The 25,785-nt window shown below is 61.7% G+C and carries 27 protein-coding genes and 3 tRNA genes; 11 read left to right on the forward strand and 19 right to left on the reverse strand.

Going from position 1 to position 25,785, the window contains the following annotated elements:
• Window positions 1–137: 137 nt before the first annotated feature.
• The 8 genes from B0G76_RS03040 to B0G76_RS03075 all read right to left on the reverse strand — a co-directional run bounded on the left by B0G76_RS03040 (window position 138) and on the right by B0G76_RS03075 (window position 7,747).
• Window positions 138–1,334, reverse strand: a complete 1,197-nt coding sequence (locus B0G76_RS03040) for a pyridoxal phosphate-dependent aminotransferase (RefSeq protein ID WP_120290000.1) — start codon at window positions 1,332–1,334, stop codon at window positions 138–140.
• 195 nt (window positions 1,335–1,529) lie between these two features.
• A complete protein-coding gene (nusB, locus tag B0G76_RS03045; RefSeq protein ID WP_054037337.1) occupies window positions 1,530–1,964 on the reverse strand; it encodes a transcription antitermination factor NusB in 435 nt (144 codons plus the stop codon).
• The gene (gene ribH / locus B0G76_RS03050; protein ID WP_115098789.1) at window positions 1,961–2,467 is read right to left on the reverse strand and encodes a 6,7-dimethyl-8-ribityllumazine synthase; all 507 of its coding nucleotides are present in this window, start codon (window positions 2,465–2,467) and stop codon (window positions 1,961–1,963) included. The genes nusB and ribH overlap by 4 nt, the downstream gene beginning before the upstream one ends.
• Window positions 2,468–2,517: 50 nt before the next feature.
• Window positions 2,518–3,654: a bifunctional 3,4-dihydroxy-2-butanone-4-phosphate synthase/GTP cyclohydrolase II gene (ribBA, locus tag B0G76_RS03055; RefSeq protein ID WP_120290002.1), complete on the reverse strand. Its 1,137-nt coding sequence runs from the start codon at window positions 3,652–3,654 to the stop codon at window positions 2,518–2,520.
• Window positions 3,655–3,855: 201 nt separating this feature from the next.
• Window positions 3,856–4,470 carry a riboflavin synthase gene (locus tag B0G76_RS03060; RefSeq protein ID WP_120290004.1) on the reverse strand — a complete coding sequence of 205 codons (615 nt, stop codon included), beginning with the start codon at window positions 4,468–4,470 and terminating at the stop codon, window positions 3,856–3,858.
• Between the two features lie 15 nt (window positions 4,471–4,485).
• Window positions 4,486–5,655 (reverse strand): bifunctional diaminohydroxyphosphoribosylaminopyrimidine deaminase/5-amino-6-(5-phosphoribosylamino)uracil reductase RibD, encoded by a 1,170-nt coding sequence (gene ribD / locus B0G76_RS03065; RefSeq protein WP_120290006.1) that lies wholly within the window; start codon window positions 5,653–5,655, stop codon window positions 4,486–4,488.
• 72 nt (window positions 5,656–5,727) lie between these two features.
• Window positions 5,728–7,011 carry a glutamate-1-semialdehyde 2,1-aminomutase gene (hemL, locus tag B0G76_RS03070; RefSeq protein WP_120290008.1) on the reverse strand — a complete coding sequence of 428 codons (1,284 nt, stop codon included), beginning with the start codon at window positions 7,009–7,011 and terminating at the stop codon, window positions 5,728–5,730.
• Window positions 7,012–7,150: 139 nt separating this feature from the next.
• Window positions 7,151–7,747: a hypothetical protein gene (locus tag B0G76_RS03075; RefSeq protein WP_120290010.1), complete on the reverse strand. Its 597-nt coding sequence runs from the start codon at window positions 7,745–7,747 to the stop codon at window positions 7,151–7,153.
• A gap of 257 nt (window positions 7,748–8,004) precedes the next feature.
• Here B0G76_RS03075 and B0G76_RS03080 point away from each other — a divergent pair, with 257 nt between their 5' ends.
• The 3 genes from B0G76_RS03080 to B0G76_RS03090 all read left to right on the forward strand — a co-directional run bounded on the left by B0G76_RS03080 (window position 8,005) and on the right by B0G76_RS03090 (window position 10,146).
• Window positions 8,005–9,225 (forward strand): Bcr/CflA family multidrug efflux MFS transporter, encoded by a 1,221-nt coding sequence (locus B0G76_RS03080; protein ID WP_120296164.1) that lies wholly within the window; start codon window positions 8,005–8,007, stop codon window positions 9,223–9,225.
• 199 nt (window positions 9,226–9,424) lie between these two features.
• Window positions 9,425–9,655, forward strand: a complete 231-nt coding sequence (locus B0G76_RS03085) for a hypothetical protein (RefSeq protein WP_054037416.1) — start codon at window positions 9,425–9,427, stop codon at window positions 9,653–9,655.
• An 86-nt stretch (window positions 9,656–9,741) separates the two neighbouring features.
• Window positions 9,742–10,146 (forward strand): RidA family protein, encoded by a 405-nt coding sequence (locus B0G76_RS03090; protein WP_120290012.1) that lies wholly within the window; start codon window positions 9,742–9,744, stop codon window positions 10,144–10,146.
• A 31-nt stretch (window positions 10,147–10,177) separates the two neighbouring features.
• On the opposite strand, the gene B0G76_RS03095 is transcribed toward B0G76_RS03090, so the two are convergent.
• From B0G76_RS03095 to rph, 5 genes are all read right to left on the reverse strand, one after another.
• Window positions 10,178–10,636, reverse strand: coding sequence for a hypothetical protein (locus tag B0G76_RS03095; protein ID WP_120290014.1), 459 nt, complete (start codon window positions 10,634–10,636; stop codon window positions 10,178–10,180).
• Window positions 10,637–11,161: 525 nt separating this feature from the next.
• Window positions 11,162–11,251: transfer RNA gene (locus B0G76_RS03105), tRNA-Ser, on the reverse strand.
• 55 nt (window positions 11,252–11,306) lie between these two features.
• The gene (gene hemW, locus B0G76_RS03110) at window positions 11,307–12,536 is read right to left on the reverse strand and encodes a radical SAM family heme chaperone HemW (protein WP_120290018.1); all 1,230 of its coding nucleotides are present in this window, start codon (window positions 12,534–12,536) and stop codon (window positions 11,307–11,309) included.
• A complete protein-coding gene (gene rdgB / locus B0G76_RS03115; RefSeq protein ID WP_120290020.1) occupies window positions 12,533–13,180 on the reverse strand; it encodes an RdgB/HAM1 family non-canonical purine NTP pyrophosphatase in 648 nt (215 codons plus the stop codon). The genes hemW and rdgB overlap by 4 nt, the downstream gene beginning before the upstream one ends.
• Window positions 13,173–13,913 carry a ribonuclease PH gene (gene rph / locus B0G76_RS03120; protein ID WP_120296165.1) on the reverse strand — a complete coding sequence of 247 codons (741 nt, stop codon included), beginning with the start codon at window positions 13,911–13,913 and terminating at the stop codon, window positions 13,173–13,175. The genes rdgB and rph overlap by 8 nt, the downstream gene beginning before the upstream one ends.
• A gap of 291 nt (window positions 13,914–14,204) precedes the next feature.
• On the opposite strand from rph, the gene B0G76_RS03125 reads away from it, so the two are divergent.
• From B0G76_RS03125 to B0G76_RS03145, 5 genes are all read left to right on the forward strand, one after another.
• Window positions 14,205–15,128, forward strand: a complete 924-nt coding sequence (locus B0G76_RS03125; protein WP_120296166.1) for a YicC/YloC family endoribonuclease — start codon at window positions 14,205–14,207, stop codon at window positions 15,126–15,128.
• Window positions 15,129–15,146: 18 nt separating this feature from the next.
• Window positions 15,147–15,827: a guanylate kinase gene (gene gmk, locus B0G76_RS03130; RefSeq protein ID WP_120290022.1), complete on the forward strand. Its 681-nt coding sequence runs from the start codon at window positions 15,147–15,149 to the stop codon at window positions 15,825–15,827.
• A 60-nt stretch (window positions 15,828–15,887) separates the two neighbouring features.
• Complete coding sequence (rpoZ, locus tag B0G76_RS03135; RefSeq protein ID WP_006025620.1) at window positions 15,888–16,091, forward strand: DNA-directed RNA polymerase subunit omega; 204 nt, start codon at window positions 15,888–15,890, stop codon at window positions 16,089–16,091.
• A gap of 107 nt (window positions 16,092–16,198) precedes the next feature.
• Window positions 16,199–18,553, forward strand: coding sequence for a bifunctional (p)ppGpp synthetase/guanosine-3',5'-bis(diphosphate) 3'-pyrophosphohydrolase (locus B0G76_RS03140; RefSeq protein ID WP_120290024.1), 2,355 nt, complete (start codon window positions 16,199–16,201; stop codon window positions 18,551–18,553).
• Window positions 18,554–18,743: 190 nt separating this feature from the next.
• Window positions 18,744–19,178 carry a DUF2591 domain-containing protein gene (locus B0G76_RS03145; protein WP_259460799.1) on the forward strand — a complete coding sequence of 145 codons (435 nt, stop codon included), beginning with the start codon at window positions 18,744–18,746 and terminating at the stop codon, window positions 19,176–19,178.
• Window positions 19,179–19,289: 111 nt separating this feature from the next.
• Here the strand turns inward: B0G76_RS03145 and B0G76_RS03150 are convergent.
• Both B0G76_RS03150 and B0G76_RS03155 read right to left on the reverse strand, forming a co-directional pair.
• Window positions 19,290–19,366 (reverse strand) — tRNA-Arg (locus tag B0G76_RS03150).
• A gap of 89 nt (window positions 19,367–19,455) precedes the next feature.
• Window positions 19,456–19,532: transfer RNA gene (locus B0G76_RS03155), tRNA-Arg, on the reverse strand.
• Window positions 19,533–19,652: 120 nt separating this feature from the next.
• On the opposite strand from B0G76_RS03155, the gene greB reads away from it, so the two are divergent.
• On the forward strand, window positions 19,653–20,222 hold the full coding sequence (gene greB, locus B0G76_RS03160; RefSeq protein WP_120290026.1) for a transcription elongation factor GreB: 570 nt from the start codon (window positions 19,653–19,655) through the stop codon (window positions 20,220–20,222).
• 189 nt (window positions 20,223–20,411) lie between these two features.
• On the opposite strand, the gene B0G76_RS03165 is transcribed toward greB, so the two are convergent.
• Together B0G76_RS03165 and B0G76_RS03170 are read right to left on the reverse strand one after the other, a co-directional pair.
• The gene (locus tag B0G76_RS03165) at window positions 20,412–21,542 is read right to left on the reverse strand and encodes a porin (RefSeq protein ID WP_120290028.1); all 1,131 of its coding nucleotides are present in this window, start codon (window positions 21,540–21,542) and stop codon (window positions 20,412–20,414) included.
• Window positions 21,543–22,068: 526 nt separating this feature from the next.
• A complete protein-coding gene (locus tag B0G76_RS03170; protein WP_120290030.1) occupies window positions 22,069–22,317 on the reverse strand; it encodes a hypothetical protein in 249 nt (82 codons plus the stop codon).
• A gap of 441 nt (window positions 22,318–22,758) precedes the next feature.
• On the opposite strand from B0G76_RS03170, the gene B0G76_RS03175 reads away from it, so the two are divergent.
• Entirely contained in the window at window positions 22,759–22,962 is a 204-nt protein-coding gene (locus B0G76_RS03175; RefSeq protein WP_120290032.1) for a cold-shock protein, read from the forward strand.
• Window positions 22,963–23,314: 352 nt separating this feature from the next.
• A complete protein-coding gene (locus tag B0G76_RS03180) occupies window positions 23,315–24,469 on the forward strand; it encodes an exonuclease domain-containing protein (RefSeq protein WP_120290034.1) in 1,155 nt (384 codons plus the stop codon).
• Between the two features lie 124 nt (window positions 24,470–24,593).
• Here the strand turns inward: B0G76_RS03180 and B0G76_RS03185 are convergent, their stop codons facing one another.
• Both B0G76_RS03185 and B0G76_RS42725 read right to left on the reverse strand, forming a co-directional pair.
• Window positions 24,594–25,190 carry a chorismate mutase gene (locus tag B0G76_RS03185; protein WP_120290036.1) on the reverse strand — a complete coding sequence of 199 codons (597 nt, stop codon included), beginning with the start codon at window positions 25,188–25,190 and terminating at the stop codon, window positions 24,594–24,596.
• 285 nt (window positions 25,191–25,475) lie between these two features.
• Window positions 25,476–25,625 (reverse strand): hypothetical protein, encoded by a 150-nt coding sequence (locus tag B0G76_RS42725; RefSeq protein ID WP_028200145.1) that lies wholly within the window; start codon window positions 25,623–25,625, stop codon window positions 25,476–25,478.
• Window positions 25,626–25,785 lie beyond the last annotated feature (160 nt).

Genomic DNA, 25,785 nt, shown 5'->3' on the forward strand with positions numbered 1-25,785 from the left:
CTTATCGGTGTCCTTTTTCTTTTGTGGCTTGCACTTGCGGCGGCGTGCGCGGTCGTGAAGCATGAGTCGGGCATCGCAATCTGTCTTGGCGAGTCCTTTGGGAGCCTGCAAACCGCAGCAACGCTTATCCTGTCCGGTCAGTGCCGCCTGAAGAGGTTCGCCAGTCGCTCGACCGCTTCTTCCAGCTTCGGCAGGGCAGTTGCGTACGACAGCCGGATGTAGTCCTTCGGCGCGTGCGTGCCGAAGTCCATGCCAGGCACCAACACCACGCCCGCGTCGTGCAGCATCGCTTTGGTGAGCGCCGCGCTGTCTCCCGCCGCCTGATGCGCGACCGTGCGGCAATCGGCGTACACGTAGAACGCTCCGTCAGGCATTACCGGTACCGAGAAACCCAGCGATTCGAGCGCCGGCGCAATGAAGTCGCGACGGCGCTTGAATTCGAGGCGGCGCGCTTCGTAGATGGCGATCGTTTCCGGTTCGAAGCAGGCAAGCGCCGCATGCTGCGCGAGCGCCGACGCGCAGATGAACAGGTTCTGCGCGAGCTTTTCGAATGCGCCGACCATGCCGGGCGGCACCACCAGCCAGCCCAAACGCCAGCCGGTCATGTTGAAGTACTTCGAGAAACTGTTGACGGTGATGACGTCGTCGCCGAACGAGAGCGCCGAGACGGGCTTGGCGTCGTAGCTCAGGCCCTGGTAGATTTCGTCGACGATCGTGAAGCCGCCGCGCGCCCGCACAGTCTTGACGATGCGTTCGAGTTCAGCCGGTTCGATCGACGTGCCGGTCGGATTCGATGGCGACGCCAGCAGCACGCCACGGGTGTGCTCGTTCCACAGGCGCTCGACGTCGGCGGCGGTCAGCTGGAAGCGTTCGGCCGGCCCGCTTGGCACCATCACCGGCTTGCCTTCGGCCGCTATTACGAAGTGGCGGTTGCACGGGTAGCACGGGTCCGGCATCAGCACTTCATCGTCGCGATCGACCAGCGCCGCGCAAGCCAGCAGTAGCGCGGCAGAGGCGCCAGCGGTGACGACGATTCGCGCCGGATCGACGCTGACGCCGTAGGCCTCGGCGTAATGCGCCGAGATCGCCTCGCGCAGCGCGTGCAGGCCGAGCGCATTGGTGTATTGGGTAACGCCGCGGCGCAGTGCGTTCGCGGCCGCTTCGATGACCGGCTCTGGCGCGGTGAAATCGGGTTCGCCGATTCCCATGTGGATGATGTCGCGCCCATCGCGCTCGAGTAGCCCGGCTTCCTTGGCCAGTTCCATCACATAGAAAGGCTGGATGGCGTCGACGCGGGCAGCAAGCCGCACCAAGGGTTCGGTCACGGAGTTCATACGATCAATCCAGTTCAGAAGCAAAAGCGGGACAGTGCCGTGCGCATGGGTTCATGCGCACGGCGCCGTCCTTGCAAGCACCCGCCAGCATGGGGCTGCATTGTTCCGCATTGGATTCGACCGGCCAGCGGACGATCCGTCGACCGGCGAATCCGCATTAGCGTAAAGCGCACGACCAGGTCACGCGCCTTACCTTCAATGCTTGCGAGCTGCCTGCGTTTCAGCAGCGCGCAGTTGCGCGGACAGCTTGTCCAGCACGCCGTTCACGTACTTGTAGCCGTCGGCGCCACCAAATGTCTTGGCGAGTTCGACGGCTTCGTTGATGACCACACGATAAGGAATATCGACGTGATTCTTCAACTCGAACGCGGCGACCAGCAGCACCGCGCGTTCGACTGGTGAAAGCTGGTCGATCGGACGGTCGAGGCACGGTGCGATATCCGCGGAGAGTGCTTCCGAATCGCGGATCACGCCGTGCAGGATGGCGTCCAGGTGTTCGTGGTCGGCCTTGTCGAAGCCTTGCGCGCCGCGCAGCTGTGCGTCGATTTCACCGCCGGGCGAGCCCGACAGCAGCCACTGGTAAAGCCCCTGCGTGGCCAGTTCGCGGGAGCGTCGGCGTGCGCTCTTCATGCCTCTTCCTCTTCTTCGTCTTCTTCTTCGTCGTCACCGCCGAGTTGTTCGAGCGCGACGGCGAGATTGGCCATTTCAACGGCCACGCGCGCCGCGTCACGACCCTTCTCGGTCATGCGTGCGACGGCTTGTTCGTCGGTTTCCGTGGTCAGCACGGCGTTCGCGACCGGAATGCCGAAGTCGAGGCCGATGCGCGTGATGCCCGCGCCGCTTTCATTCGACACCAGTTCGAAGTGGTACGTCTCGCCGCGAATGACCGCGCCCAGCGCGATCAGTGCGTCGAATTGCGCGCTTTCGGCGAGCTTTTGCAGCGCCAGGGGGATTTCCAGTGCGCCCGGCACGGTGACCAGCAGCACGTCTTCGCCAGTCACGCCGAGGCGTTCGAGTTCTTCGATGCACGAATCCGCGAGGCCGTTGCAAACGGGTTCGTTAAAACGCGCCTGCACGATGCCGATACGCAGTCCGTCGCCGTCGAGATTCGGTTGGTATTGTCCGATTTCCATGTGAATTCCGTAGTGTTTTGGGTTGGCGCTTAAGCGCGTGAATGGTCGGATCAGCCTTGTTGCGGAGCTTGTGCGGTGCTGCCCGGCATCGGTACGAAGCCGGTGACTTCGAGGCCGTAGCCCGACATGCTGCCCAGCTTGCGCGGGTTCGACAGCACCTGCATCTTGCCCACACCGAGCTCGCGAAGAATCTGCGCGCCGATGCCGTACGTCTTGAAGTCGACCGGGCGGCGTTTGAGCGCCTCGGCCTTTTCTTTCGAGTCGAACGCTTTGAACACGTCGACCAGATGATCTTTCGAATCGCCGCAGTTCAGCAGCACGATCACGCCGAGGTCGCGCTGGGCGATCTCTTTCATGGCCGCGTCCAGCGTCCATGAGTGAGTCGACTTGCCGACTTCGAGCAGATCCAGCATGGACAGCGGCTCATGCACGCGCACCGGCGTGTCGTGCTCAGGGTTCGGCGTACCGCGCACCAGCGCGATATGCGGCTGGCCGCTCGGCTGGTCGAGGTACATCACCGCGCGAAACGCGCCGTGCGCGGTTTGCATGGTGCGCTCACAAATGCGCTCGACGATCGATTCGGTGCGGCTGCGGTAGTGAATCAGATCCGCGATCGTGCCGATCTTCAGATCGTGCTCTTTGGCGAATTCCATCAGATCCGGCAGGCGCGCCATCGTGCCGTCGTCCTTGATGACTTCGCAGATCACCGCGGCCGGCGTGAGGCCTGCCAGCGCGGTGAAGTCGCACCCGGCCTCGGTATGGCCGGCGCGTACCAGCACGCCGCCAGGCTGCGCCATGATCGGGAACACGTGTCCAGGCTGCACGATGTGCTCGGCCTTGGTGTCCGGCGCGACCGCAACGGCGATCGTGCGGGCGCGGTCGGCCGCCGAGATGCCCGTGGTCACGCCTTCGGCCGCCTCGATGCTGACCGTGAACGCCGTGCCGTACTGCGTGCCGTTGCGATAGGTCATGAGCGGCAGGTTCAGCTGCTTGCAGCGTTCCTGCGTAAGAGTCAGACAGATCAGGCCGCGGCCGTAGCGGGCCATGAAGTTGATCGCTTCCGGTGTAACGAATTCGGCGGCGATTACAAGGTCGCCCTCGTTTTCGCGGTCTTCTTCGTCGACGAGGATCACCATCCGACCTGCTTTCAGTTCGGCAATGATCTCTTGGGTGGAGGCGAGCGTCATGGTGGCGGAGAGTTTTTCGGGAAAGCGCGTATTTTACGCCACGCGCGCCGCCAAGTCGCCAGGCCCGGATGGTATAGGCCATTCGGCCGACTGGTGTTGCGCCGCCCGGCACCGGTATGCTCGAAAAACGATGGACGCATGAACCGGTTGAAAGCGGCAGGGCGCCGCCGCCAGCCCATGCGCGGCGGGCTTTGTCGCGGGTTATTTCGGCGCGTTCAGCATGCGCTCGACGTAGCGCGCAATCAGATCGATCTCCAGATTCACCTGCGTGCCCTCGCGCAGGCGCTTGAGCGCGGTCACTTCGACCGTGTGCGGAATCAGGTTGATCGAAAACTCGCAGCCGTCGTCGCGATCTTTAACCGAGTTGACGGTCAGACTCACGCCGTTGACAGTGATAGAACCTTTGTAGGCCAGGTAGCGGCCGATCTCGCGCGGCGCCAGCACGCGCAGTTCGTGCGATTCGCCCACGGGCGCAAAATGCGTGACCGTGCCGAGGCCGTCCACGTGGCCGGAGACGATATGCCCGCCGAGCCGGTCATGCGCGCGCAGCGCCTTCTCGAGATTGACCTCGCCAGCCTCGCCCAGGCCCGCCGTGCAGTTCAGGCTTTCGCGCGAGACGTCGACCTCGAACGAATGCGCGGTTTTTGCCACGACCGTCATGCAGGCGCCCTGGATCGTGATGCTGTCGCCGAGCTGGACGTCTTCGAGATCGAGGCCGCCGGCTTCGACGTTCAGGCGCACGCCCGCATCGCCATCCGTGCCGAGGGGGTTGACTGATTCGATGCGGCCCACTGCCGCGACGATTCCTGTAAACATCGTGTTAATCCTTGATTAATTCGAAGTTGGTCGGGGCGCGGGCTCGGTCCCGGCTTCGGGCGCTGGCTGAGGTGCCACGCGAGGCACAAAGCGCGCGAGAATCCGCAGATCGTCGCCGATCCGATCCACCGCGTGAAAATTCAGTTGCTGGCGAGCCTCGAGCGTTTCCGGCGCGCTCAGATTGAACATGCTCATCGAGTCCATGCCGAGCACGCTAGGCGCGAGATAAACCAGCAGTTCGTCGACGCAGCCTTCGCGCAGCAGCGAACCATTCAACTTGTAGCCCGCCTCGACGTGCAGTTCATTCACGTTACGCTCGCCAAGCACTTTCAGCATGGCAGGCAGATCGACTTTGCCCGCTGCGTTTGCCAGTTGCACGATCTCCGCGCCGCGATCACGCAGCGCGGCGGCACGCTCGGTATGACGCTCATCGAGATTGCCGCAGAAAATCAGCGTGGGTGCGCCGGCCAGAATCTGGGCTTCGGGCGGCACGTCGAGCTGGCTGTCGATCAGCACGCGTTGTGGCTGGCGCGGCGTGTCGACGGCGCGCACCGTCATGCGCGGATTGTCTTCCCGGACGGTGCCGATGCCCGTCAGGATGGCCGACGCGCGGGCGCGCCACGCGTGACCATCGGCGCGCGCCGCTTCGCCGGTAATCCATTGACTGACGCCCGACGGCAAGCCGGTGCGGCCGTCCAGCGAGGCTGCCACTTTCATGCGGACCCACGGTCGGCCCCGCGTCATGCGCGACACGAAACCGATGTTCAGTTCGTGCGCTTCGTTGGCGAGCAGCCCGCAACGCACTTCAATACCCGCGTCGCGCAGCATCTTGAGACCACGCCCCGAGACTTGCGGATTGGGGTCTTCCATCGCCGCGACCACGCGCTCAACCTGCGCTTCGATCAGCGCATTCGCGCACGGCGGCGTGCGGCCGAAATGGCTGCATGGTTCAAGCGTCACGTAAGCCGTGGCGCCGCGCAGATCATGGCCGCGCGAACGCGCGTCCTTCAACGCGCGCACTTCGGCGTGATCCTGGCCGGCCGGTTGTGTGAAGCCTTCGCCGATCACCTCGCCGTTCTTGACGAGTACGCAACCGACGCGCGGATTCGGGTCGGTCGTGTACATGCCGCGTTTGGCCAGCGCGAGCGCGCGCTCCATGTGGACGAAGTCGGTTTGCGAAAACATCGGTATCCGGTCGGGTGCAGTTGCCAGGCAGTAGTGAATCAGGTTTTCGGCGGGTGCTGCGTTTCGCCCGCCTCAGGCCGCGAGCGAGGCGAATGCGCCGCGCGCCGCGTCGATCGTGGCGTCGATGATCGCGTCGTCGTGTGCGATCGAAACGAAGCCCGCTTCATACGCGGACGGCGCAAAGTACACACCCGCGTCGAGCATCTTGTGGAAGAACGCATTGAAGCGCGGCACGTCGCTCTTCGTGACTTCGGCGAAACTGGTCGGAACCGACTCGGTGAAGTAGAGGCCGAACATGCCGCCGAGCGAATCGGCCGCGAACGGCACCTTCGCTTCGCGCGCGACGTTCGCGAGACCTTGCGCGAGACGCGTGGTGCGGGCGGCAAGCGTGTCGTAGAAGCCCGGCGCCTGGATCAGTTGCAACGTCTTCAGGCCTGCCGCGACTGCGATCGGATTGCCCGACAACGTGCCCGCCTGGTAGACGCCGCCGAGCGGCGCGAGGTGAGCCATGATGTCGCGCCGGCCGCCGAAGGCCGCCGCCGGCATGCCGCCACCGATCACCTTGCCCAGACACGTCAGATCCGGCGTGATGCCGTAGACCTCTTGCGCCCCACCCAGGGCGACGCGGAAGCCGCACATCACTTCGTCGAAAATCAGCACCGAGCCGTACTCCGTGCACAGGCGACGCAAGGCTTGCAGGAATTCAGGCGTGGCGCGCACGAGGTTCATGTTGCCCGCCACTGGCTCGACGATCACCGAGGCGATCTCGTTGCCGAACGCCTTGAACGCTTCTTCGAGTTCCACGACGTTGTTGTACTCAAGCACCGTGGTGTGCTTGGCAATATCGACCGGCACGCCCGCCGAAGTCGGATTGCCGAACGTGAGCAGGCCCGAGCCGGCTTTGACCAGCAGGCTGTCCGCGTGGCCGTGATAGCAGCCTTCGAACTTGACAATGCGGCTGCGGTTCGTGAAACCGCGCGCGAGACGCAGCGCGCTCATGGTCGCTTCAGTGCCGCTGGAAACCATGCGGACCTGTTCGATCGACGGTACCAGTTTGCAGATTTCTTCGGCGATTTCGATTTCGGATTCCGTCGGCGCGCCAAAGGAGAAGCCGTTGGCCAGCACGCGCTGGACCGCTTCCAGCACTTCCGGGTGGACGTGGCCGAGAATCATCGGGCCCCACGAGCCGATGTAGTCGGTATAGCGTTGTCCGTCCGCGTCCCAGAAGTAGGGGCCTTGCGCGCGCTCGATGAAGCGCGGCGTGCCGCCGACCGACCGGAAGGCGCGGACCGGCGAGTTCACGCCGCCGGGGATGGTGCGCTGCGCGCGCTCGAAGAGGGTCTGATTGTTGGACATGGCGATGGCTGGAAATTGGGTTGCGCAACGGCGCGGGTAGCCTGGAGGAGGCTGGCGCGGCGCTGGGATGAGTACAGAAATTGTACCGGAGTCAGCGTGAACAGGTCTTGTGCATATACCTGCCGGGCGGAGGTCGCTCTCAGCTTCCTTGCGCGCGTCTCGTTGGCGCTTTTTTCGGCGTTACCTTTGGCTTTGTCCTCACGTTACCTTCCGCGGCGTTTTTTTCCGCTGCTGCTGCGTGGGCCGTTACCTTGCTGGACTGTATGGGGCCATTCGGGACATCGAGTTCCGGTGGTTTGCGCTTGCCGGTGAGTTCAGCCCAGCGCTTTTCGAGCGCGCCTTCCGCAATTGGCTTGATCACGGTGCCCGAACTCTGCGCGTCCCATGTCTGCACCGAAAACGGATGCGTCCGCAACATTTCGCGTGGAATCACGACACCCTCGTGTGCGTCGACCACCCAGTCGTACACGAAGTCGATGCACAACCGGTAGCCTCGTTTCGTCGCCGGGTCGGGGACTTCGTATGGCGCGCGCGTGACGTAGCCCGAGCCGAAAATGCCCTTGGGTTCCTGCGCGACACGGTGCAGAAACACGCGGTCGCCCGGCAGGATGCCGCGGGCAAATCCGCAACCCCACACATCAGCCACCGCTACGCCCGCGGCGACCCGCTTGGCCACGTAGGGCAGCTCGGGCCACGGCCATTTCTTGGGGCTCCAGATCAACAGAAAAGCAGTCATGTCAGGGTCGGGACAGGGCAGTGTGGAAGGGCGCAGCGAACAGCTTTGTGTCACTTGTGTCGCGCGCCGAAGCGTTCTGGCGGCAGCTTAACCGATCGGCGGCGCGCCTGTCGCGGAGCATGGGCGGCCCGCCCAGCCAGGCCTTGGCTCGGCGGATGGTTTAACCGTCGCGTACAATTGGGGCCGTCAAGCTGCTGCTTTCCCCGTTTCACCGCGTTTCGCTGCCGATGACGGCGCGGCGCTTCAACTGGATTCCCATGTCTCACGTCACCAGACGCCGGCCCGATGGCCGGCTGATTCTGTTGCTCGGTGCGCTTGCCGCATGCGGGCCGATTTCTATCGATATGTATCTGCCGAGCCTGCCGACGATCTCGCAGGCATTCGCCATCAGCAACGGCGCCGCGCAAACCACGCTCACCAGCTTCATGTTCGGCTTTTCGATCGGTATGCTGCTCTATGGTCCGCTGTCGGATACCTATGGCCGCCGGCCCGTGCTGCTCGGTGGCATCATCATGTATGCGCTGGCGAGCGTGGCCTGCGCGCTGTCGTTTTCGATCGGATCGCTGGTGATGTTCCGCTTCGTGCAGGCGCTCGGCGCGGGAGCGGCCTCGGTGCTAGCGCGCGCGATCGCTCGCGACGCGCACGGGCCAACCGATGCCGCGCGCGTGCTGTCGATGCTAGCCATCGTCACGTCGATCGGGCCGTTGCTCGCGCCGCTGATCGGCGGCCAGTTGTTGTTGCTCGGCGGCTGGCGTGTCGTTTTCATCGTCCTGACGCTATTCGGTACGGTGTGCGCGGTGACCGCGTACCTCAAGGTGCCGGAGACATGGCCGCCCGAAAAGCGTGCGCATTCGGCGCTGCTGAAATCGTTCGGTGCCTACGGCAAATTGCTGCGCGATCCGGTCGCGTGGGGGCACATGCTGTGCGGCGGCATGGCGTTCGCGTCGATGTTCGCGTACATCACCGCGACGCCGTTTGTGTACATCGAATATTTCCACATCTCGGCGCAGCATTACGGCTTCCTGTTCGCGCTGAATATCGTCGGCATCATGTTCGGCAACTTCATGAATACGCACCTCGTCGGCCGGCTCGGTTCGCTGCCGATCATTTCTTTTGCCGCGACCGTGAGCTGCATTGCGTCCTTGTTCGTCTGTCTCGTTTCGCTGACGGGGTGGGGCGGGTTGTGGTCGATCGTCTTCGGTTTGTTCTTCGTGGTCGGCGTGGTGGGGTTGTTGTCTGCTAACTGCACGACCGATCTGATGCATCGGTATCCGGTGAATGCCGGCGCCGCGGCCGCCGTGTTCGGCGCAGTGCAGTTGGCGCTCGGCGCGTTGGCGAGCCTCGCCGTCGGACTCTGGCAGGATGGCTCGCCCAAGGGCATGGGCATCGTCGTGGGCGTGGCGGGCGTGTTGTGTTACGTCGGCCGGATGCTGGTTGTCAAATGGCACGGAATGAAGGCGCCCGTCGCTGCCATTTGAGGTGGCGTGTCGCTGTGTGAAGCGCGAGTCCCAGGCTATTGGCGGATCATTGTTCCTTAGCCGAAACGCGCGGCAAGCTTGCTTCTGCGCCCCGCGCCAGGCAGCGCGACTACGGAAAACACCAGGTGTTGCGCGCGCGCTACCGTGCGTTTCGAATTGCATTGCTATGATGGAGTCACTGTTCCTCGGAGCGGCAATCATGGCGATCAGAGATTTGATGAACGGCGAGCGGCAACATGCTGCCTTTGCCGAAGCGCAGAAGCTGGCAGACAGCGGCGCCTATCACGATTACACAGACATCGAATACGTCTTGCGCTTTGATTACGGTTTGTCTGATGTATCGGCGCTGCTCGACAGCCAGTTGATGCATCGCGACCTGAATCGCCGTTGCGCCGATGCGCGTGAGAAGCTGGATGCGCTTAGCGTATGACGCGCTGACACGCGCGGTGAGTAGCATGCAGCGTCCGGCGCGTTGCCATGCGCCGCGATGGCGCCATCCCCTTTGGAGTTGTATTCATGGCTGTCAGCCAGCACGACCCGCATGTGCCGCACACGGACAATCCCGCCGCGTTGGCAAAGCCGGGCGGTCATTACAGTCACGTCGCGATCGCGAATGGCTTTGTTTTCGTCTCGGGACAGTTGCCGATCAACGCACAGGGCGGGAAGCTCGCTGAAGCCTCGTTCGAAGTTCAGGCCGAACAGGTGTTGGCCAATGTGCAGGCTGCGCTCGAAGGTGCCGGCAGCAGCATTGCGCAACTGGTGCAGGTGCGCGTCTATATCGCCGACGTCGAACACTGGGCGAGCTTCAATCAGATCTACGCGCGTTGGGCGGGCGAGGCTCGACCTGCACGGGCAGTCGTGCCGGTTCCCCATCTGCATTACGGCTTGAAGGTTGAGGTCGAGGCGACGGCTCTGGTTTAAGTTGTGGCTGCAGATTCGAGGCGTCTCGGCCTCAGTGAATGATGAGCCCGTTGAGCTGGGCATTGCCTACACCGGACGCGATATTCACGCCGACGTTGCCGCTCAGTGCCGCCAGTGAGCCGGCACTGAGTTTAGCGGTTGTGCTGCCCGTCAACTGTGCGACCGTATGCAGATCCTGTTGTGATGTGATCGCGGCTTTCGGCGTGGAGATGAGGGCGATCTGGTTGGCCTGCGCATTCAGCGCACCGGCTGCGAGGTTTACGCCGATATTGCCGCTTGCGCCTCGCAGCGCATTCGCGCCCACGGTCGCTGCGGACCCGCCAGCTTTCGCGCTGCCGCCTACGTCTTGCAGATTCGACAGCGTGGCCGAGCCGAACACCGTTGCGCTATCGTTGTCGGATGGTGCCGTTGACGCGCCTGCAAACGGGGATGATACGGCCGTGCCCGCGACAACCCAAATCAACGCAACGGCTAAAGTACGGACGTTCATGAGCGACTCCCTGGCGTGTGCTGACGGCACAGATAGTCTTGATATCGACCATGGGAGCGAGGTGTTGAGGGAGGGGTTCCCCTTAATGCGGGCGGTGCCGAGAGATTGACCGATACGAACTTGGCCAGGAACGAGCGCGGCCAGAAATTACCACCTTCCGCGGCCGCCGTAATAACCGCCGACGCCAACACCCACGCTGACACTCGGGACGGCGTAGTAGCCGGGGGCATATCCGTACGCGGGTGCGTAGCCGTAGGGCGGTGCGACGACGCATCCGGAAAGGCCCAATGCGAAACCTATCGTTAACAGTAATTTGAGCATGATTCCTCCCTCTTTATGACTTGGAGGAGCCGGGAGCGGCATTCGTTCGGCCTGCCTTGTGACGGCAAATTACGCCGTCTCGGTGTTATCAGGCTTTATTTACAGTCGCTTACCCGTTTGACGCGCTGTGCATTCGCCGATTGGCGGCTTCTTCGGTGGCCAGAAATGAAAAACGGGCCAGCAGGCCCGTATTCATTGTTTGTCTGGCGGAGGCGGTGAGATTCGAACTCACGGAAGGATCACTCCTTCGCCGGTTTTCAAGACCGGTGCCTTAAACCGCTCGGCCACACCTCCAAGCTTTAAATTGTAACCTGAAAAATCCTCGTTGCGGCGCCCGGTCGAGCTGCAATCACTGCGGATCTTTCAGAAACAGCCCTTGCAGATCATTCAGAAACGCTTGGCCAAGTGGCGTCGGCGCAATCTTTTCGTGGTCGCGTGTGATCAGCTTGCGCCGTTCCGCCTCCTGCAAAGCCGGTTCGATCGAGGTCATCGAGAGCCCCGTGCGCTCGATAAACCGATGCACCGGAAACCCCTCCACCAGCCGCAGCGCGTTCAACATGAACTCGAACGGCAGATCGCGCGCCCCCACCTCATGCTCTTCCTGCACGGCCGTGCCGGCCTTGGCTTGCTCGATGAAGGTGGTCGGATGCTTGTAGCGCACCTGACGCAGCACGCGGTTCGGAAACGACAGCTTGGTATGCGCTCCTGCGCCGATGCCCAGATAATCGCCGAAGCGCCAATAGTTCAGGTTGTGCTTGCTCTGCCGATGCGGCCGCGCATACGCGGACACCTCGTAGCGTTCGTAACCGGCGGCCGTCGTGCGTTCGTGAATCCAGTCCTGCATGTCGGCGGACGCATCGTCGTCGGGGAGCGCAGGCGGGAATTTCGCAAACAGCGTGTTCGGTTCGAGCGTGAGGTGGTACAGCGACAAATGCGGCGGCGCGAACGACAATGCCGTCTCTACGTCAGCCTGGCATTCCGCGAGCGTCTGCTGCGGCAGCGCGAACATCAGATCGAGATTGAAGTTGTCGAAGGTGGTCGCGGCCACTTCAACCGCATGGCGTGCTTGCGTCGAGTCGTGAATCCGGCCGAGCGCCTTCAGATGCGCTTCATTGAAACTCTGGATGCCCACCGACAGGCGATTCACGCCGCTCGCGCGAAACTGCGCGAACTTGGCGGCTTCGAACGTGCCGGGGTTGGCTTCGAGCGTGATTTCCGCGTCGGCGTCGAGCGGCAGTAGGGCGCGCACGTCGGACAGCATCCGGTCGAGACCGGCCGCCGACAGCAAGCTGGGCGTGCCCCCGCCGATGAACACCGTATGCATCTGACGCCCCCACACGAGCGGCAGCGCCATCTCGAGATCGGCGCGCAGCGCGTCGAGATACTCGGTCTCCGGGAACGTGTCGCCTTTCCACTCATGCGAGTTGAAATCGCAGTACGGGCACTTGCGCACGCACCACGGAAAGTGCACATATAGCGCCAGCGGCGGCAACGAGGTCAGGCGAATGCTGCCCGGCGACGTGAAAGCCTTGATGATGCCGTTGCCGATGTCGGCAGGCGTCGGTTTGATCGGAATCACGCTTCCTCCGTCAAACGCGCGAGCAGTTGGCGCAATGCAATCGCGCGATGGCTGCTGGCGTTTTTCACCGCCGGTTCGAGTTCCGCGGCGCTTGCATTCAGCGACGGCAGGAAGAAGTACGGGTCATAGCCGAAACCATGCTTGCCGCGCGGCGCATCCAGCATTTCGCCGTGCCAGCGGCCTTCGGCGATCAGCGGTTCGGGATCGTCCGCATGACGCACGAGCGCCAGCACGCAGTAGTAATACGCGCGGCGGTCGGTTTCACCTTGCAAGGCTGAGACGAGCTGTGCGTTGTTCGCCGCATCGCTCTTTTCGCCGCCGGCAAGCTGCGCGTAACGTGCTGAATAAACGCCGGGTGCGCCACGCAGCGCGCGCACGCACAAGCCGGAATCGTCGGCGAGCGCGGGCAGGCCGGTGAGCTTTGCCGCGTGACGCGCCTTGGTCAGCGCGTTTTCGACGAAAGTCGGATGCGGCTCTTCGGCTTCCGGCACGTTCAACTCGCCTTGCGGAATCAGGTCGATGCCGGCCGCGCCGAGCAGTGCCGCGAACTCGCGCAGCTTGCCCGCGTTGTTCGACGCCAGCACGACTTTCTTCAGCGGCGAGTCAGACGCAACCGCGCCGCTGTTTTGACGAACCTCACTCACTCTTTTGCTCCAACGCTGCTTTCTGCTTCGCGATCAACGTGTTGATGCCGTCGCTCGCCAGATCGAGCAGCGAATTCATTTCATCGCGCGAGAAAGGCACGCCTTCGGCCGTGCCCTGAATTTCGACGAAACCGCCCGCACCCGTCATCACCACATTCATGTCGGTGTCGCATTGCGAATCCTCATCGTAATCGAGATCCAGCACCGGCAAACCGTCGTACACGCCAACCGAAATCGCCGCGACGTAATCGACGATCGGCGAGGTTTCGATGCGGCCCGTAGCCAGCAGTTTGGCCACCGCGTCATGGGCGGCCACAAACGCGCCGGTGATGCTGGCTGTGCGCGTACCGCCGTCGGCCTGGATCACGTCGCAATCGATATGCAGCGTGCGCGCGCCGAGCTTCTCGAGATCGAACACCGAGCGCAGTGCGCGGCCGATCAGACGCTGGATTTCCTGGGTGCGGCCGGTTTGCTTGCCGCGCGCGGCTTCGCGGTCGCTGCGGGTATGCGTGGCGCGCGGCAGCATGCCGTATTCGGCGGTCAGCCAGCCCTGGCCGCGGTCGCGCAGGAACGACGGCACGCTCTCGGCGATGCTCGCCGTGCAGATGACCTTGGTGTCGCCGAATTCGACCAGCACCGAGCCCTCCGCATGCTTCGTGTAGTGGCGCGTGATGCGCACGTCGCGCAGCTGATTGGCCTGGCGGCCGCTGGGGCGTTGGGTGTCGTTGGTCATGTTGGGATCGGTCTGGAAGAAAAGCAGGAGGGAAAGCGCAATTTTACCGCCGATCGCGCCGGGCGCGGGATGGCCTGTCCGGCGGACGCCCGCCCGCATGTGCCGGGGCTCTGCGCGAAGCAGCGCCTCCGGCGTGGCGGCGCTTGTGCTGGCCTCGTGCTGCGCCGGCTCGAAGCGGCCTCGTCGGTAAAAATGGGATAATGCGGATTCCCCGCCCCGCGTCTCGTACACGCCGGGCGATTCGACTCTCCGGCCATCGTCGAACGCATGGCCACGATCGCGAGAAATACGATGATCTACAGCATGACTGGCTATGCGAGCGCCACGCGCGAACTCGTCGCGGCCTCGGGCACAGGCGGCGTGAGCGTATCGGTCGAACTGCGCACCGTGAACTCGCGCTTTCTCGATCTGAACTTCCGGATGCCGGAAGACGTGCGCGTCTGCGAACCGACGCTGCGCGAAATGCTGATGAACAAGCTCTCGCGCGGCAAGGTCGATATCCGGATCAACCTGCAACGCAGTGAACAGTCGGCCAACGCGGGTTCGGTCAGCCGCGATGCGCTGACGCAACTCGCGCTGCTCGAGCGCACCGTGCTGTCGACGTTCCCGGAAGCAGGGCGCCTGCGCACCGGCGAAATTCTGCGCTGGCCGGGTGTGCTGGCCGAAACCGGCGTGGCGCCGGAAGTGCTGCGCGACGCGGTGCTTGCATGCGGCAAGCAGGCGATTGCCGATCTGATCGATGTGCGTGGCCGCGAAGGCGCGCAACTGGCGACGGTGCTGCTCACCAACGTCACCGAAATGGAAACAATCGTCACGAAGATCACGCCGCTCGTGCCGGAACTGATCGCGAAGCATCAGCAGAAGATCGTCGAACGTCTGCAGGAGGCGCTCGGCATTGCCGCGCCCGATACGGCCGCGACGATCGTCTCGCGCGAAGAAATCAACGAACGGATTCGCCAGGAAGTCACGATGTACGGCATCCGTATCGACATCGCCGAAGAACTGTCGCGCCTGACGGCTCACCTGAACGAAACGCGTCATGTGATCGAAAAGGGCGGCAAGGTCGGCAAGCGGCTCGACTTCATGATGCAGGAACTGAATCGCGAAGCGAACACGCTCGGCTCGAAGGCGGCCGCGAAGGAACTGGCCGATTCGTCGATGACCTTGAAGCTGCTCATCGAACAGATGCGCGAGCAAGTACAGAATCTGGAGTAAGGCAGGAGCCCCGAGAACATGACCGACCACACACGCGAAACCAGCGCACGGCGCAACCCTTACGCCGGTGCTTATCCCGGCAACCTGTTCATGGTGGTCGCGCCTTCGGGCGCGGGCAAATCGACGCTCGTGAACGCGCTGCTCGCCGGCGACGACGCGATCCGTCTGTCGATTTCGTATACCACGCGCCCGCCGCGTCCGAAGGAGCAGGACGGCGAGCACTATCACTTCACGACAGTCGACGATTTCCTGACGCGTCATGCGGCGGGCGAGTTTCTGGAAAGCGCGGAAGTGCACGGCAACTACTACGCAACCTCGCGCGTGTGGATTGAAGAGCAGATGAAAAGCGGGCACGACGTGCTGCTCGAAATCGACTGGCAAGGCGCGCAGCAGGTGAAGAAACAGTTTCACAACGCAGTCGAAATTTTCATCTTGCCGCCTTCTCTCGACGCACTCGAAGAGCGTTTGAAAAAGCGCGGCCAGGATGAGCCGAACGTGATCACGCGCCGTCTGCTCGCAGCCGGCAGCGAGATGGCGCACGCGGCCGAAGCGGAGTATGTCGTGATCAACGACAACTTCGATCGCGCGCTCGGTGAACTGCGGTGCCTCGTGGCCGCGACGCGTTCGCGCTTCGCCTCGCAATACGCACGCCACACGCAGCTTTTTGTGCAGCTCGGCATTCACCTGCCGCACGCGTGAGCGCGGCGGTGGTTCGAGCACATAAGGTAGAATAAGCAACATACTGAGAAGGAATCCAACATGGCCCGCATTACCGTCGAAGACTGTCTCAAACAGATCCCGAACCGTTTCGAACTCGCGCTTGCCGCGACCTATCGCGCGCGCCAGCTCGCGCAAGGTCACACGCCGAAGATCGAAAGCCGCGACAAGCCCACGGTTGTCGCATTGCGTGAAATCGCAGCTGGCCAGGTTGGCGTCGAAATGCTGAAGAAGGTGCCGGTCTAAGGCGCACTATTCCGTTTTCGATTGCCGAATTTGCTACACCCATTTGCTACACGTAGTTGCATCAACGTGCAGACCGGCGTCCAACCCTAACCGCTACGGAGGCGAAAATGAGTGCTACCCCGCCCACCGCCACGGAAGTGGAGCACGACGCCGACTCGCCCTCGTCTGCACGGAAGTACATCGACGCGGTCCTCGAACAGTCGTTTCGCCATCTGTTCGGGCCGACCGCCACGCCGGAGCAACCGCGCCGGCATGACGTCGTTTCGATCGCCAAGCTGACCGCCGTTCTGTCCGGCTATTTGCAGCCGGAAGAAATCAAGGACATCAAGGCGGCGTTCCATTTCAGCGACGAAGCCCACCTCGGCCAGTATCGCCAGAGCGGCGAGCCCTACATCACCCATCCTGTCGCCGTCGCGGAGATCTGCGCCGGCTGGAATCTCGACGCCCAGTCGATCATGGCGGCGCTGCTGCATGACGTGATGGAAGATCAGGGCGTGACCAAGGCCGAACTCGCCGAGCGATTCGGCGCGAAGGTCGCGGAACTGGTCGACGGGTTGTCGAAGCTTGACAAGATGGAGTTTCGCAATCGCGAAGAGGCGCAGGCGGAAAACTTCCGCAAGATGCTGCTCGCCATGGCGCGCGACGTCCGCGTGATTCTGGTCAAACTCGCCGACCGGCTGCACAACATGCGTACGCTGGGTGCGGTGCCGCATGAAAAGCGCCGCCGCGTGGCGCGCGAAACGCTGGATATCTACGCGCCGATCGCACACCGGCTTGGCCTGAACAATACCTATCGCGAGCTGCAGGACCTGAGCTTCGCGAACTTCAACCCGCATCGCTACGCCACGCTCGAAAAAGCCGTCAAGGCCGCGCGTGGCAATCGGCGTGAAGTCGTCGGCAAGATTCTGGAGTCGGTGCAGCGCGCGATTGCCGACGCGAAGCTCGACGCCGAAGTCACTGGCCGCGAGAAAACCATCTTCAGTATCTATAAGAAGATGCGCGACAAGCAGTTGTCGTTCTCGCAGGTGCTCGACGTGTACGGCTTCCGTGTGGTGGTCGAAAGCGCGCTCGAGTGCTACACCTGCGTCGGCGCGCTGCATGCGCTCTACAAGCCGGTGCCGGGCAAGTTCAAGGATTACATCGCGATCCCGAAGGTGAACGGCTATCAGTCGCTGCACACCACACTGGTCGGCCCGTTCGGCGCGCCGATCGAGTTCCAGGTGCGCACGCGCAAGATGCACGAGATTGCCGAAGCGGGGGTCGCTGCGCACTGGCTGTACAAGAACGGCGGCGCGGATCTGAATGATGTGCAGAAACGCGCGCACCAGTGGCTCAAGTCGCTGCTCGACATTCAGAGCGAAGCGGGCGATTCGAGCGAATTCCTGGAACACGTCAAGATCGATCTGTTCCCGGACGCGGTCTACGTGTTCACGCCTAAGTCGAAGATCATGGCATTGCCGCGCGGCGCCACCGCGCTCGACTTCGCGTATTCGATCCACAGCGACCTGGGCAATCAGTGCGTCGCGGTCAAGATCAACAACGAACTGCTGCCGCTGCGCACCGAGTTGAAGAGTGGCGACATTGTCGAAGTAATCACGGCGCCGTATTCGAAGCCGAATCCGGCCTGGCTCGGCTTCGTGCGCACCGGCAAGGCGCGTTCGGCGATCCGCCATTATCTGAAGACGATGCGGTTGAACGAGTCCGTGCAGCTTGGCGAGCGTCTCGTCGATCAGGCGCTGAAGGGCTACGGACTGGCGCTGTCGGACGTGACGCCGGAAGCGTGGGAAAAACTCGTACAGTGGACGGGCAACAAGAACCGTCAGGAAATCTTCGCGGATATCGGTCTCGGCCGGCGTGTCGCCGCGGTTATGGCCAAGCGTATCGAAGTGCTAATGAGCGGCCGCGACGCCGACGACGACGGTTCGCGCGACGGCACGGCGTCGCATGCGCCGCCGGTCGTCATCACCGGCACCGAAGGCATGTCGGTGCAATTGTCCGCGTGCTGCCGTCCGATTCCGGGCGACGACATCATGGGCTACATCGGCATTGGTCTCGGCATGGCAATCCACACCACGGATTGCCGCGTCGCGCAGCGCATCCACCGGCGCGATCCGGGGCGCTGGATCGACGTGGCGTGGGCGCCGCAGCCAGGGCGTCTATTCGACGTCGCGGTGAAGGTGCTGGTGAAGAACACCAAGGGCGTATTTGCCCGCGTGGCTGCCGACATCACGTCGGCGGATGCGAACATCGTCCACATCGCGATGGACGAAGACCTGTCGCAGGAATCCACGGTGCTGCGCTTCGTGATCCAGGTGAGCGATCGCGTCCATCTCGCCAACGTCATGCGCCGCGTGCGTACGAATCCGGACGTGATGCGCATTGCGCGCGAGCGGCCGAGCGAGGAAGGGCATCACCGTCACGACGGCGGGATGCGGATCGACCGCGAGCGGGCGGATTACTGATCTGACGGCTGGCTGAGTCCGTTCCACGCGGACGCCTGGCCGGCCAGGATGATTTCAAGCGGCCTCCGTTCGAATCTGAACGCACCCGTCGCAGCGAATTTCATCCGGGTCTCACTCGTTTTCCGGGAGAACGCTTATCAACGTAGCCGACCTCACCGGCGTGGCGCTCGACTAATGGGTCGCCCGCAGCCTGCATGACTTCGTGCGCGAAATCTACTTTACCGACAGCGGCGAAACCGTCTATATCCGCGGCAATGACCACGGCCGCCCATGGGACGGCCGTTTTACGCCGTCCACGTCTTGGGAAGCGGCCGCCGCGCTGCTGGAGCGAGCGCAACGGCTGGAGGTGCGTGAGCGGAACTATTGCGGTGCCGCGCATTGCATCGCGGAGTTCGAAGGCGGTCATCGAGCGGTGGAAGGGCGGGGCGATTCGCTGCGGGTCGCGTTGCTGCGGGCATTTGTCGAAAGTCGCTTCGGCGATAGCGTGGACGATGTGTTGCGCGAGGCGCAGGCGGTTACTGGCGCGCGTGCGACGCCAATCGGTGAGGAATCGGTAGGAAGTTCATTCGAGGATATGCCGAGTCCAGATGGGCAGATCGGCGATATTAAGTCGGCGCCGCGATAGTTGCCGTGACGCTCGCCGGGGTGTGAAGGCCGGGCGTGGTGGTGGTGGGGCGTTGAAGCAAAACGGTCGCGCAAAAACAAAGGGCCTTCCGATCGGAAGGCCCTTCATAGGTGGTGCGGCTGGCAGGATTCGAACCCACGACCCCTTGGTTCGTAGCCAAGTACTCTATCCAACTGAGCTACAGCCGCACGCTAAACAGGTGACGCTAATTTCAATGAAACTGCGAAGAAACCGGGGTAAAACATAGGGCCTCCCCGGAGGGAGGCCCTCAAATAAGTGGTGCGGCTGGCAGGATTCGAACCCACGACCCCTTGGTTCGTAGCCAAGTACTCTATCCAACTGAGCTACAGCCGCACGCAGAAACGAGATTATAGCAAAGGTTTCAAAAAAGGGAAGCGTGTAACTGCGATTTGTCTCATTGCCGTGATCGTGTACCCTTGATAGGCAGTCGTTTGCTGCAGTTAATGGACCATCATGAACAAGGCCTTTGTCAAAGAGTCGAGTGAAGAGAATGACGACGATCTCGACGTCGCCCAGCCCGAAATCCCACCGGGTACGAAAAACTACATCACGCCCGCCGGTCACCGGCGGATGCGCGATGAACTGCTGCATCTGATCGATGTCGAGCGGCCGGAGGTGGTCAGACTGGTGTCGTGGGCGGCCTCGAACGGCGACCGCTCGGAAAACGGCGATTACATCTATGGCAAACGCCGTCTGCGGGAAATCGATCGGCGGATTCGCTTTCTGACCAAGCGCCTCGACATTGCCGAAGTGGTCGACAGCAGCAAACAGGAAAACGTCGATCAGGTTTTCTTCGGCGCAACCGTGGAATACGCAACGGAAGACGGCGAAGTGCATACCCTGACGATCGTCGGCGTCGACGAGGTCGATCTGGATGTCGGCCACGTGAGCTGGATTTCGCCGATCGCGCGAGCCCTGCTCAAGGCGAAAATCGGCGATGCCGTGACGTTGTACACGCCGGCGGGTCCGCAGCCGATCGACATACTTGACGTCAAGTATCCGCAGCCTGATGCCGGTGGCTAGGCGAATGCCTTGGCGTGGCGGGTGAGGGCGCCGGGTTCAGGCTGTTTCGACGTGATCGCCGGCGATACGCTCCCGTTTGGCGTCTGGCAGGCTGCCCACCTCGTTCTGGCTGGCAAAGCGTGTTTTCGGTAAGGCATAAAAAAGGCGCCGCGAACGGCGCCTTCGGTGATGCTGGTGTTGCTAACTGCTTTAGAAGCGGTGACGCAGACCAGCGGTCACAGCGACCTGGCTGTTCGTCGACGACGCAGCGCCCAGGCCGTTGATGTTCGCATCCAGGCCCGAACCTTCGTTCACGCGCTGATACACGCCCTGCAGGTACACGTCCGTGCGCTTCGACAGCGCGTAGTCCGTTTGCAGGTTGAACTGGTTGTAGTTCGGACGCACACCGTTCAGGCTGGCGCGCGTGTAGGTGTACGAACCCGCCACGCTTACTGCCGGCGTCAGCGCGTAGCGGCCGTTCACTTCGAAGTTCTGGAAGTGAGCGCTGTTGCTCGGCAGGGCGACGGCAGCCGCGGTGCCCCCTGCAGCTGCGCTGATGCTGGTCAGGCCAGTCAGGTTGGTTTGCGTGTACAGGAGGCCTGCCGTTGCCGGGCCGAACGTGTAGTTCGCGCCTACGCCCCAGGTTTGCTGACGCTTGGCTCCGAACGTGAAGTCGTCCGATACTGCGCCGCCGGTATTCGCCGTGCCGCTGCCGTTCAACTGCATGAACGCAGCTGCGACGTTCAGGCCGCCCCAGTTATACGTTCCACCAACGCTGTATGCGCGGTTGTTTGCAAATCCGCCAGCCTGGTTGGAGAAGCCGTACATCGCGCCACCCTTGAAGCCACCGTAGTTTGCGCTGGTGTACTTGACCGAGTTGTTGACGCGGAACGAGTTGTTCAGGTTGTCGTTATCGAACGGGTGGGCGAACTGCGTGCCGCCGTATTGCGTGCCCGTCAGCGACAACGGGCCGACGAAGTCCACCATGCTGTCGTATTGACGGCCGAGGGTCACGGCGCCGAACTGGTCGCTCGACAGGCCGACGAACGCTTGACGGCCGAATTCACGGCCACCTTGCTTCAGCGTGCCGTTGTTGATGCCGAAGCCATTTTCCAACGTGAAGATAGCCTTGAGACCGCCGCCCAGGTCTTCAGAGCCACGCAAGCCCCAACGGCTGCCGTTCACTGAACCGCTCGTTTCCTGCCAGTTGCTGTGGCCGTGCTGGTTATTCGTATAGGTGATGCCGGCGTCGATCAAGCCATACAGCGTGACGCTGCTCTGGGCATGTGCTGCCGTTGCAAAAACGCCCGTGAGGGCCGCGACCATGAGAGTCTTTTTCATCTTGTAACTCCGAGAGCGAGAGTGGGTTTTGAACCCAGGCTTAAGGAGACCTTCACGCGGGCGCTGCGAGAGGCGAAATCCGCGTGAGAAGCGCGCTTTAGGCGCGCCGGTTTCCGGTTAGGCAGAGTGTAGAGAGACACCTCGCCAAGCGGATGTTCCGATTTTCGCAATAAAGAATTACTAGATATGAAACGATAGGTGAATGCCGCTTAAGCCTTGCTGATAAAGGCTTGCAGCGTTATTGACGGGGAGTGGGAAGCAAGTCAACTGAGTCGCGTTGCTCATTTGCGACAGTAATCGATGCAAAAAAACAACGCGATAAATCTTAAAAAAGAGATTGTTTCTGTAATAGCAATGAATGATTGTTGATTATGTGAGTAATCGATATGGTCAAAGCCGTTATACTGAAATCTCTGCTTTCCGAAGCAGACTTTTTCGTTGACGAAGAAGATCTCCAAACCTTTGTCGGCGCGACTTCCCAGTCGCGCTTTTTTTTGCCTTCCGGTTGCCGATTCGCGAACGCCGATCAGTGCGCCGGTGCGGCGCCGTCTACTTCGCTCCAGTCGGTTGCCATCGGAATGCTCCAGTCTTCCATGACATAGCGGCGCGCGTCCATGGGGGACGACAGCAGGTTTTGCCAGTGGTCCCCATGCCACATGGGATCGAATTCGAAGGCCGAAGGTGACGCGGCAGTCGGATCGAATTGAGCGGGAACCGTTTTTGTGTGCGATTGGGTGAGCCAGGTGACGAGGCGGCGGAATTCATTGAACAGCATGGCAATCTCCTGACGCGCATTACTTCCCTCTACTTATTTCCATCATCCTGCGATGAGTGCAGCGCAACAACTCGGACAAACACTTACCAAAAACATGTTTTGTTACATGTTCTCGCCGATATGCAGAAATTTTTCCCGATTCTGATCTGAACCGCTATTGATTGAGTAATATTGACGTGAGGCGTTATTCTGTTTTTGCTGAATATGCTGGCATGATTTTCGATTCATCTGGCATTGAATTATTGAGCCGCGTGCTAAGAGCATATGAAAAATTCACTTGACGTTGATTCATCGTTCCCCGTATAACGGCAATGCTGAATTTCAATCACCCGATCTGAAAGCGCAGGGTCTTCCAAAATGCTTGATCGTAGATGAAACGGTTATGAAATGCGGCCTGAGGGCAATGTCCGATTTTGATAAATCATCGAGGGAAACTGGAACATGGAAACTGGTATCGTCAAATGGTTCAACGATGCTAAGGGCTTTGGCTTCATTACATCGGATTCGGGTGGAGAAGACCTGTTCGCGCACTTTTCGGAGATCCGCTCTGAAGGCTTCAAGTCGCTGAAGGAAAGCCAGCGCGTGTCCTTCGACGTCAAGACTGGCCCGAAGGGCAAGCAAGCGGCGAACATCCAGCCGCTGTAAGCCGTATGGCGCTGCTCCGCGCGTGGCGCCGGGCAGTGTGATCGCCAAAAAGCCTTCGTGAGACCGAAGGCCTTTTTATTGCCGTTCCTCATTGTTAGTGTGGTTGAGTTTATTAACTATCTGGTTCGGATTAAATATAAAGAGGCGATGGAAGATCAAATGATATTTTTGGAATTTAAAGGCGGCGTCATAAAAATATAATCATTCGCAGCTCGCCGGGTGGTTCGTGGCTCGCGCGGAAATGCGGTCCGCATGGCGCAAAGCGCCAACGGCAAAGCAAAGCTGAGTGGGTGCGGGACGGCTAACTGGTGCATACTTGCCGCAAAGCCACGCGTCCAAAGTATTCTTTTCCATGTCTGAACAGTTTTTGCCAGAAGCGGCCCTGGATGTGCCGATCGTCTTCGTGGACCTTGAAACCACCGGCGGCTCGACCAGCGAGCATCGCATCACCGAAGTCGGGGTCGTTGAAATAGGACCGGCCGGCGTGTCGCGCTGGAGCAGCCTGGTCGACCCTCAGCAACCGATTCCTTCATTCATTCAGCAGCTCACGGGTATCACGAATGCGATGGTGCGCGGCGCGCCGACGTTCGATGCCATTGCCCCGGCTTTATTCGAACGCCTGAACGGCAAACTGTTCGTGGCGCACAACGCCAGTTTCGATCGCGGCTTTCTGCGCGGCGAGTTTCGCCGGGCCGGGATCGTTTTCGATCCCGATGTGCTGTGCACTGTGCGTCTGTCGCGCGCCTTGTTTCCGGCGGAAAAGCGCCATGGGCTCGATGCGCTGGTGGAACGTCATGGTCTCGTTCCCTCCGATCGTCACCGCGCGCTAGCCGATGCCGATCTGATCTGGCAGTTCTGGCAGCGCCTGCATGGCGGTCTCGTGCCACTGAAGGTGTTGCAGGCGCAGATCGACCGCACCACCCGGCGCTACCGGCTTGCCGGCGATATCACTGAAGACCTGCTCGACACGGCGCCGGCAGGATGCGGTGTGTACGCCTTCTACGGAGAAGGCGACCTGCCGTTGTACGTCGGGCGAAGCGTCCGTGTGCGTCAACGGCTGCGTTCACATTTGACGGGTGAGCGGCGTTCGTCGAAGGATATGCGGCTCGCGCAGCAAGTGCGGCGTGTCGAGTGGCGCGCAACGGGCGGTGAGCTGGGCGCCATGCTCGCGGAAGCGCAACTGATCGCGACGCTGCGCCCCGGCCATAACCGGGTGCCGCGCGTCACGAAGAGCGATCCGGTGGATGCGCCCTGGCCATTCGAAGGTCCGGTCGTCTTTGAGGAGCGCGAAGAAGCGTCACATGCGCGCGCTTTTCATGTTGTCGATCGGTGGCGTTACCTCGGGCATGCAACTTCGCTCGCGGAGGCGGCGGTGCTGTATGCGTCGAGCGCGGCCGGGCCGTTCGAACTGTCGACTTATCGACTTCTGCAGAGCCATCTCGCGCGTGGCTTGCGTGTGATGCCGTTGAGCGTCTCAAGCGCCACGGCCGTGCCGAGTGCGGCTTAACTCGGTTTTTGCGCAACGAGCCGTGGCTCAAGCCGGGTTCAAATCGCACCAGAGCGTGGCGGATCAATGGGGGTTCCAAGCCCCCCGGTTCGACTGCGCGGACCGCACGGACCGTACGGACGAATTAGCCCGTCGCGCCGACTCCGCCCGTTTCGCACACGTGGCCGAGAGCGCGTGTCAACGCGCTTGAATGCGCCGAATCGTAGCGCGTCAACGATTTCCAGTTAGCAAGCGATTGCGCCACGCGCGACGGACAATCCTGCGCCGTGCGCAGTGGTTGCACGCGCGCGAGCCCGGCCACGAGTGACTGCGTCAGCCGGTCCAGCTGCGGCCTTGTGCTGGTCGCCAGGTCCGGCGCAGGACCTTCGGGCGGGCGCGTGCTACGCCAGTTGTCAAACAGGGCGTTTTGCACGTCCTTGCTGGCGTCGATCTGATCCTGAAAGAAGGCATGGGCAAACGCCGGATCGACGTTCGCGTCGACAGCGCGCTTTTCGACATCGGCGAGCAGCGCGTTCTCGCGCGGCGTATCCGTAATCGCCTGATGGTTCGCCCATTTCCAGCGCGCGACGGGTTCCGCCAGCGCGAGACGCTGCGAAGCCAGTGCTATCAGATTAGTCAGTGCGGTGTCGTCGCCGTCCGCAACGGCGGAGGCGGGCGCGAGCGCAAGCGCGGTAAACAGCGCGAGAGCGCATGACGCTCCAAAGCGATACGAGCGATTCATGGAAGTGGGAAGTGACCGGTCGGCCGCAGAAGAAAAGCCTGAAGAATAGACGATGCGCGGATCAAGCGGGTGCGCCGATCGATCGAAAACAAGCAACCAGGAAATTTGAAGGCATCCGTTAGAGACGCGCGCAGTCACGGCGCCTGGTCGCATCAACCAGGCGCAGCAATCAAGCAGGCACAACCCATGCCGCGAAAGCGGCGAAAGACAATCGTAGGGGCGCACGCAACTCTTCGCCGCGCGCCGGACGCGCGGACGCTGATGCTGCATCGCGCCACTTCACAATTACTTCGAGTCGCACGACTTGCGTTGTTCGTCGAAAAATGCGCGAACGTGCTCAGGCAGTTCTGCACCCAGAAACTCGACGCCAGCGGGTTCCGGATCCGGGCTAAAAACTTTATCCGGGGTCGGAATCTTCGGTGGTTTGGCATCCATGATCTTTCTCCTTTACAAACTGATTATCTGCCTCAGTCCCCGTTTTGCACCAGTCTCTGATGCGGTTCACATGTTGGGTGTTGCTTTAACGGTACAGGCCAACATAGGAGAGGAATGTTTGAATAGAATTTATCGGTTGACTGCGCGTAGCCGAATTCGC

Source organism: Paraburkholderia sp. BL23I1N1, assembly GCF_003610295.1.
Classification (GTDB): domain Bacteria; phylum Pseudomonadota; class Gammaproteobacteria; order Burkholderiales; family Burkholderiaceae; genus Paraburkholderia.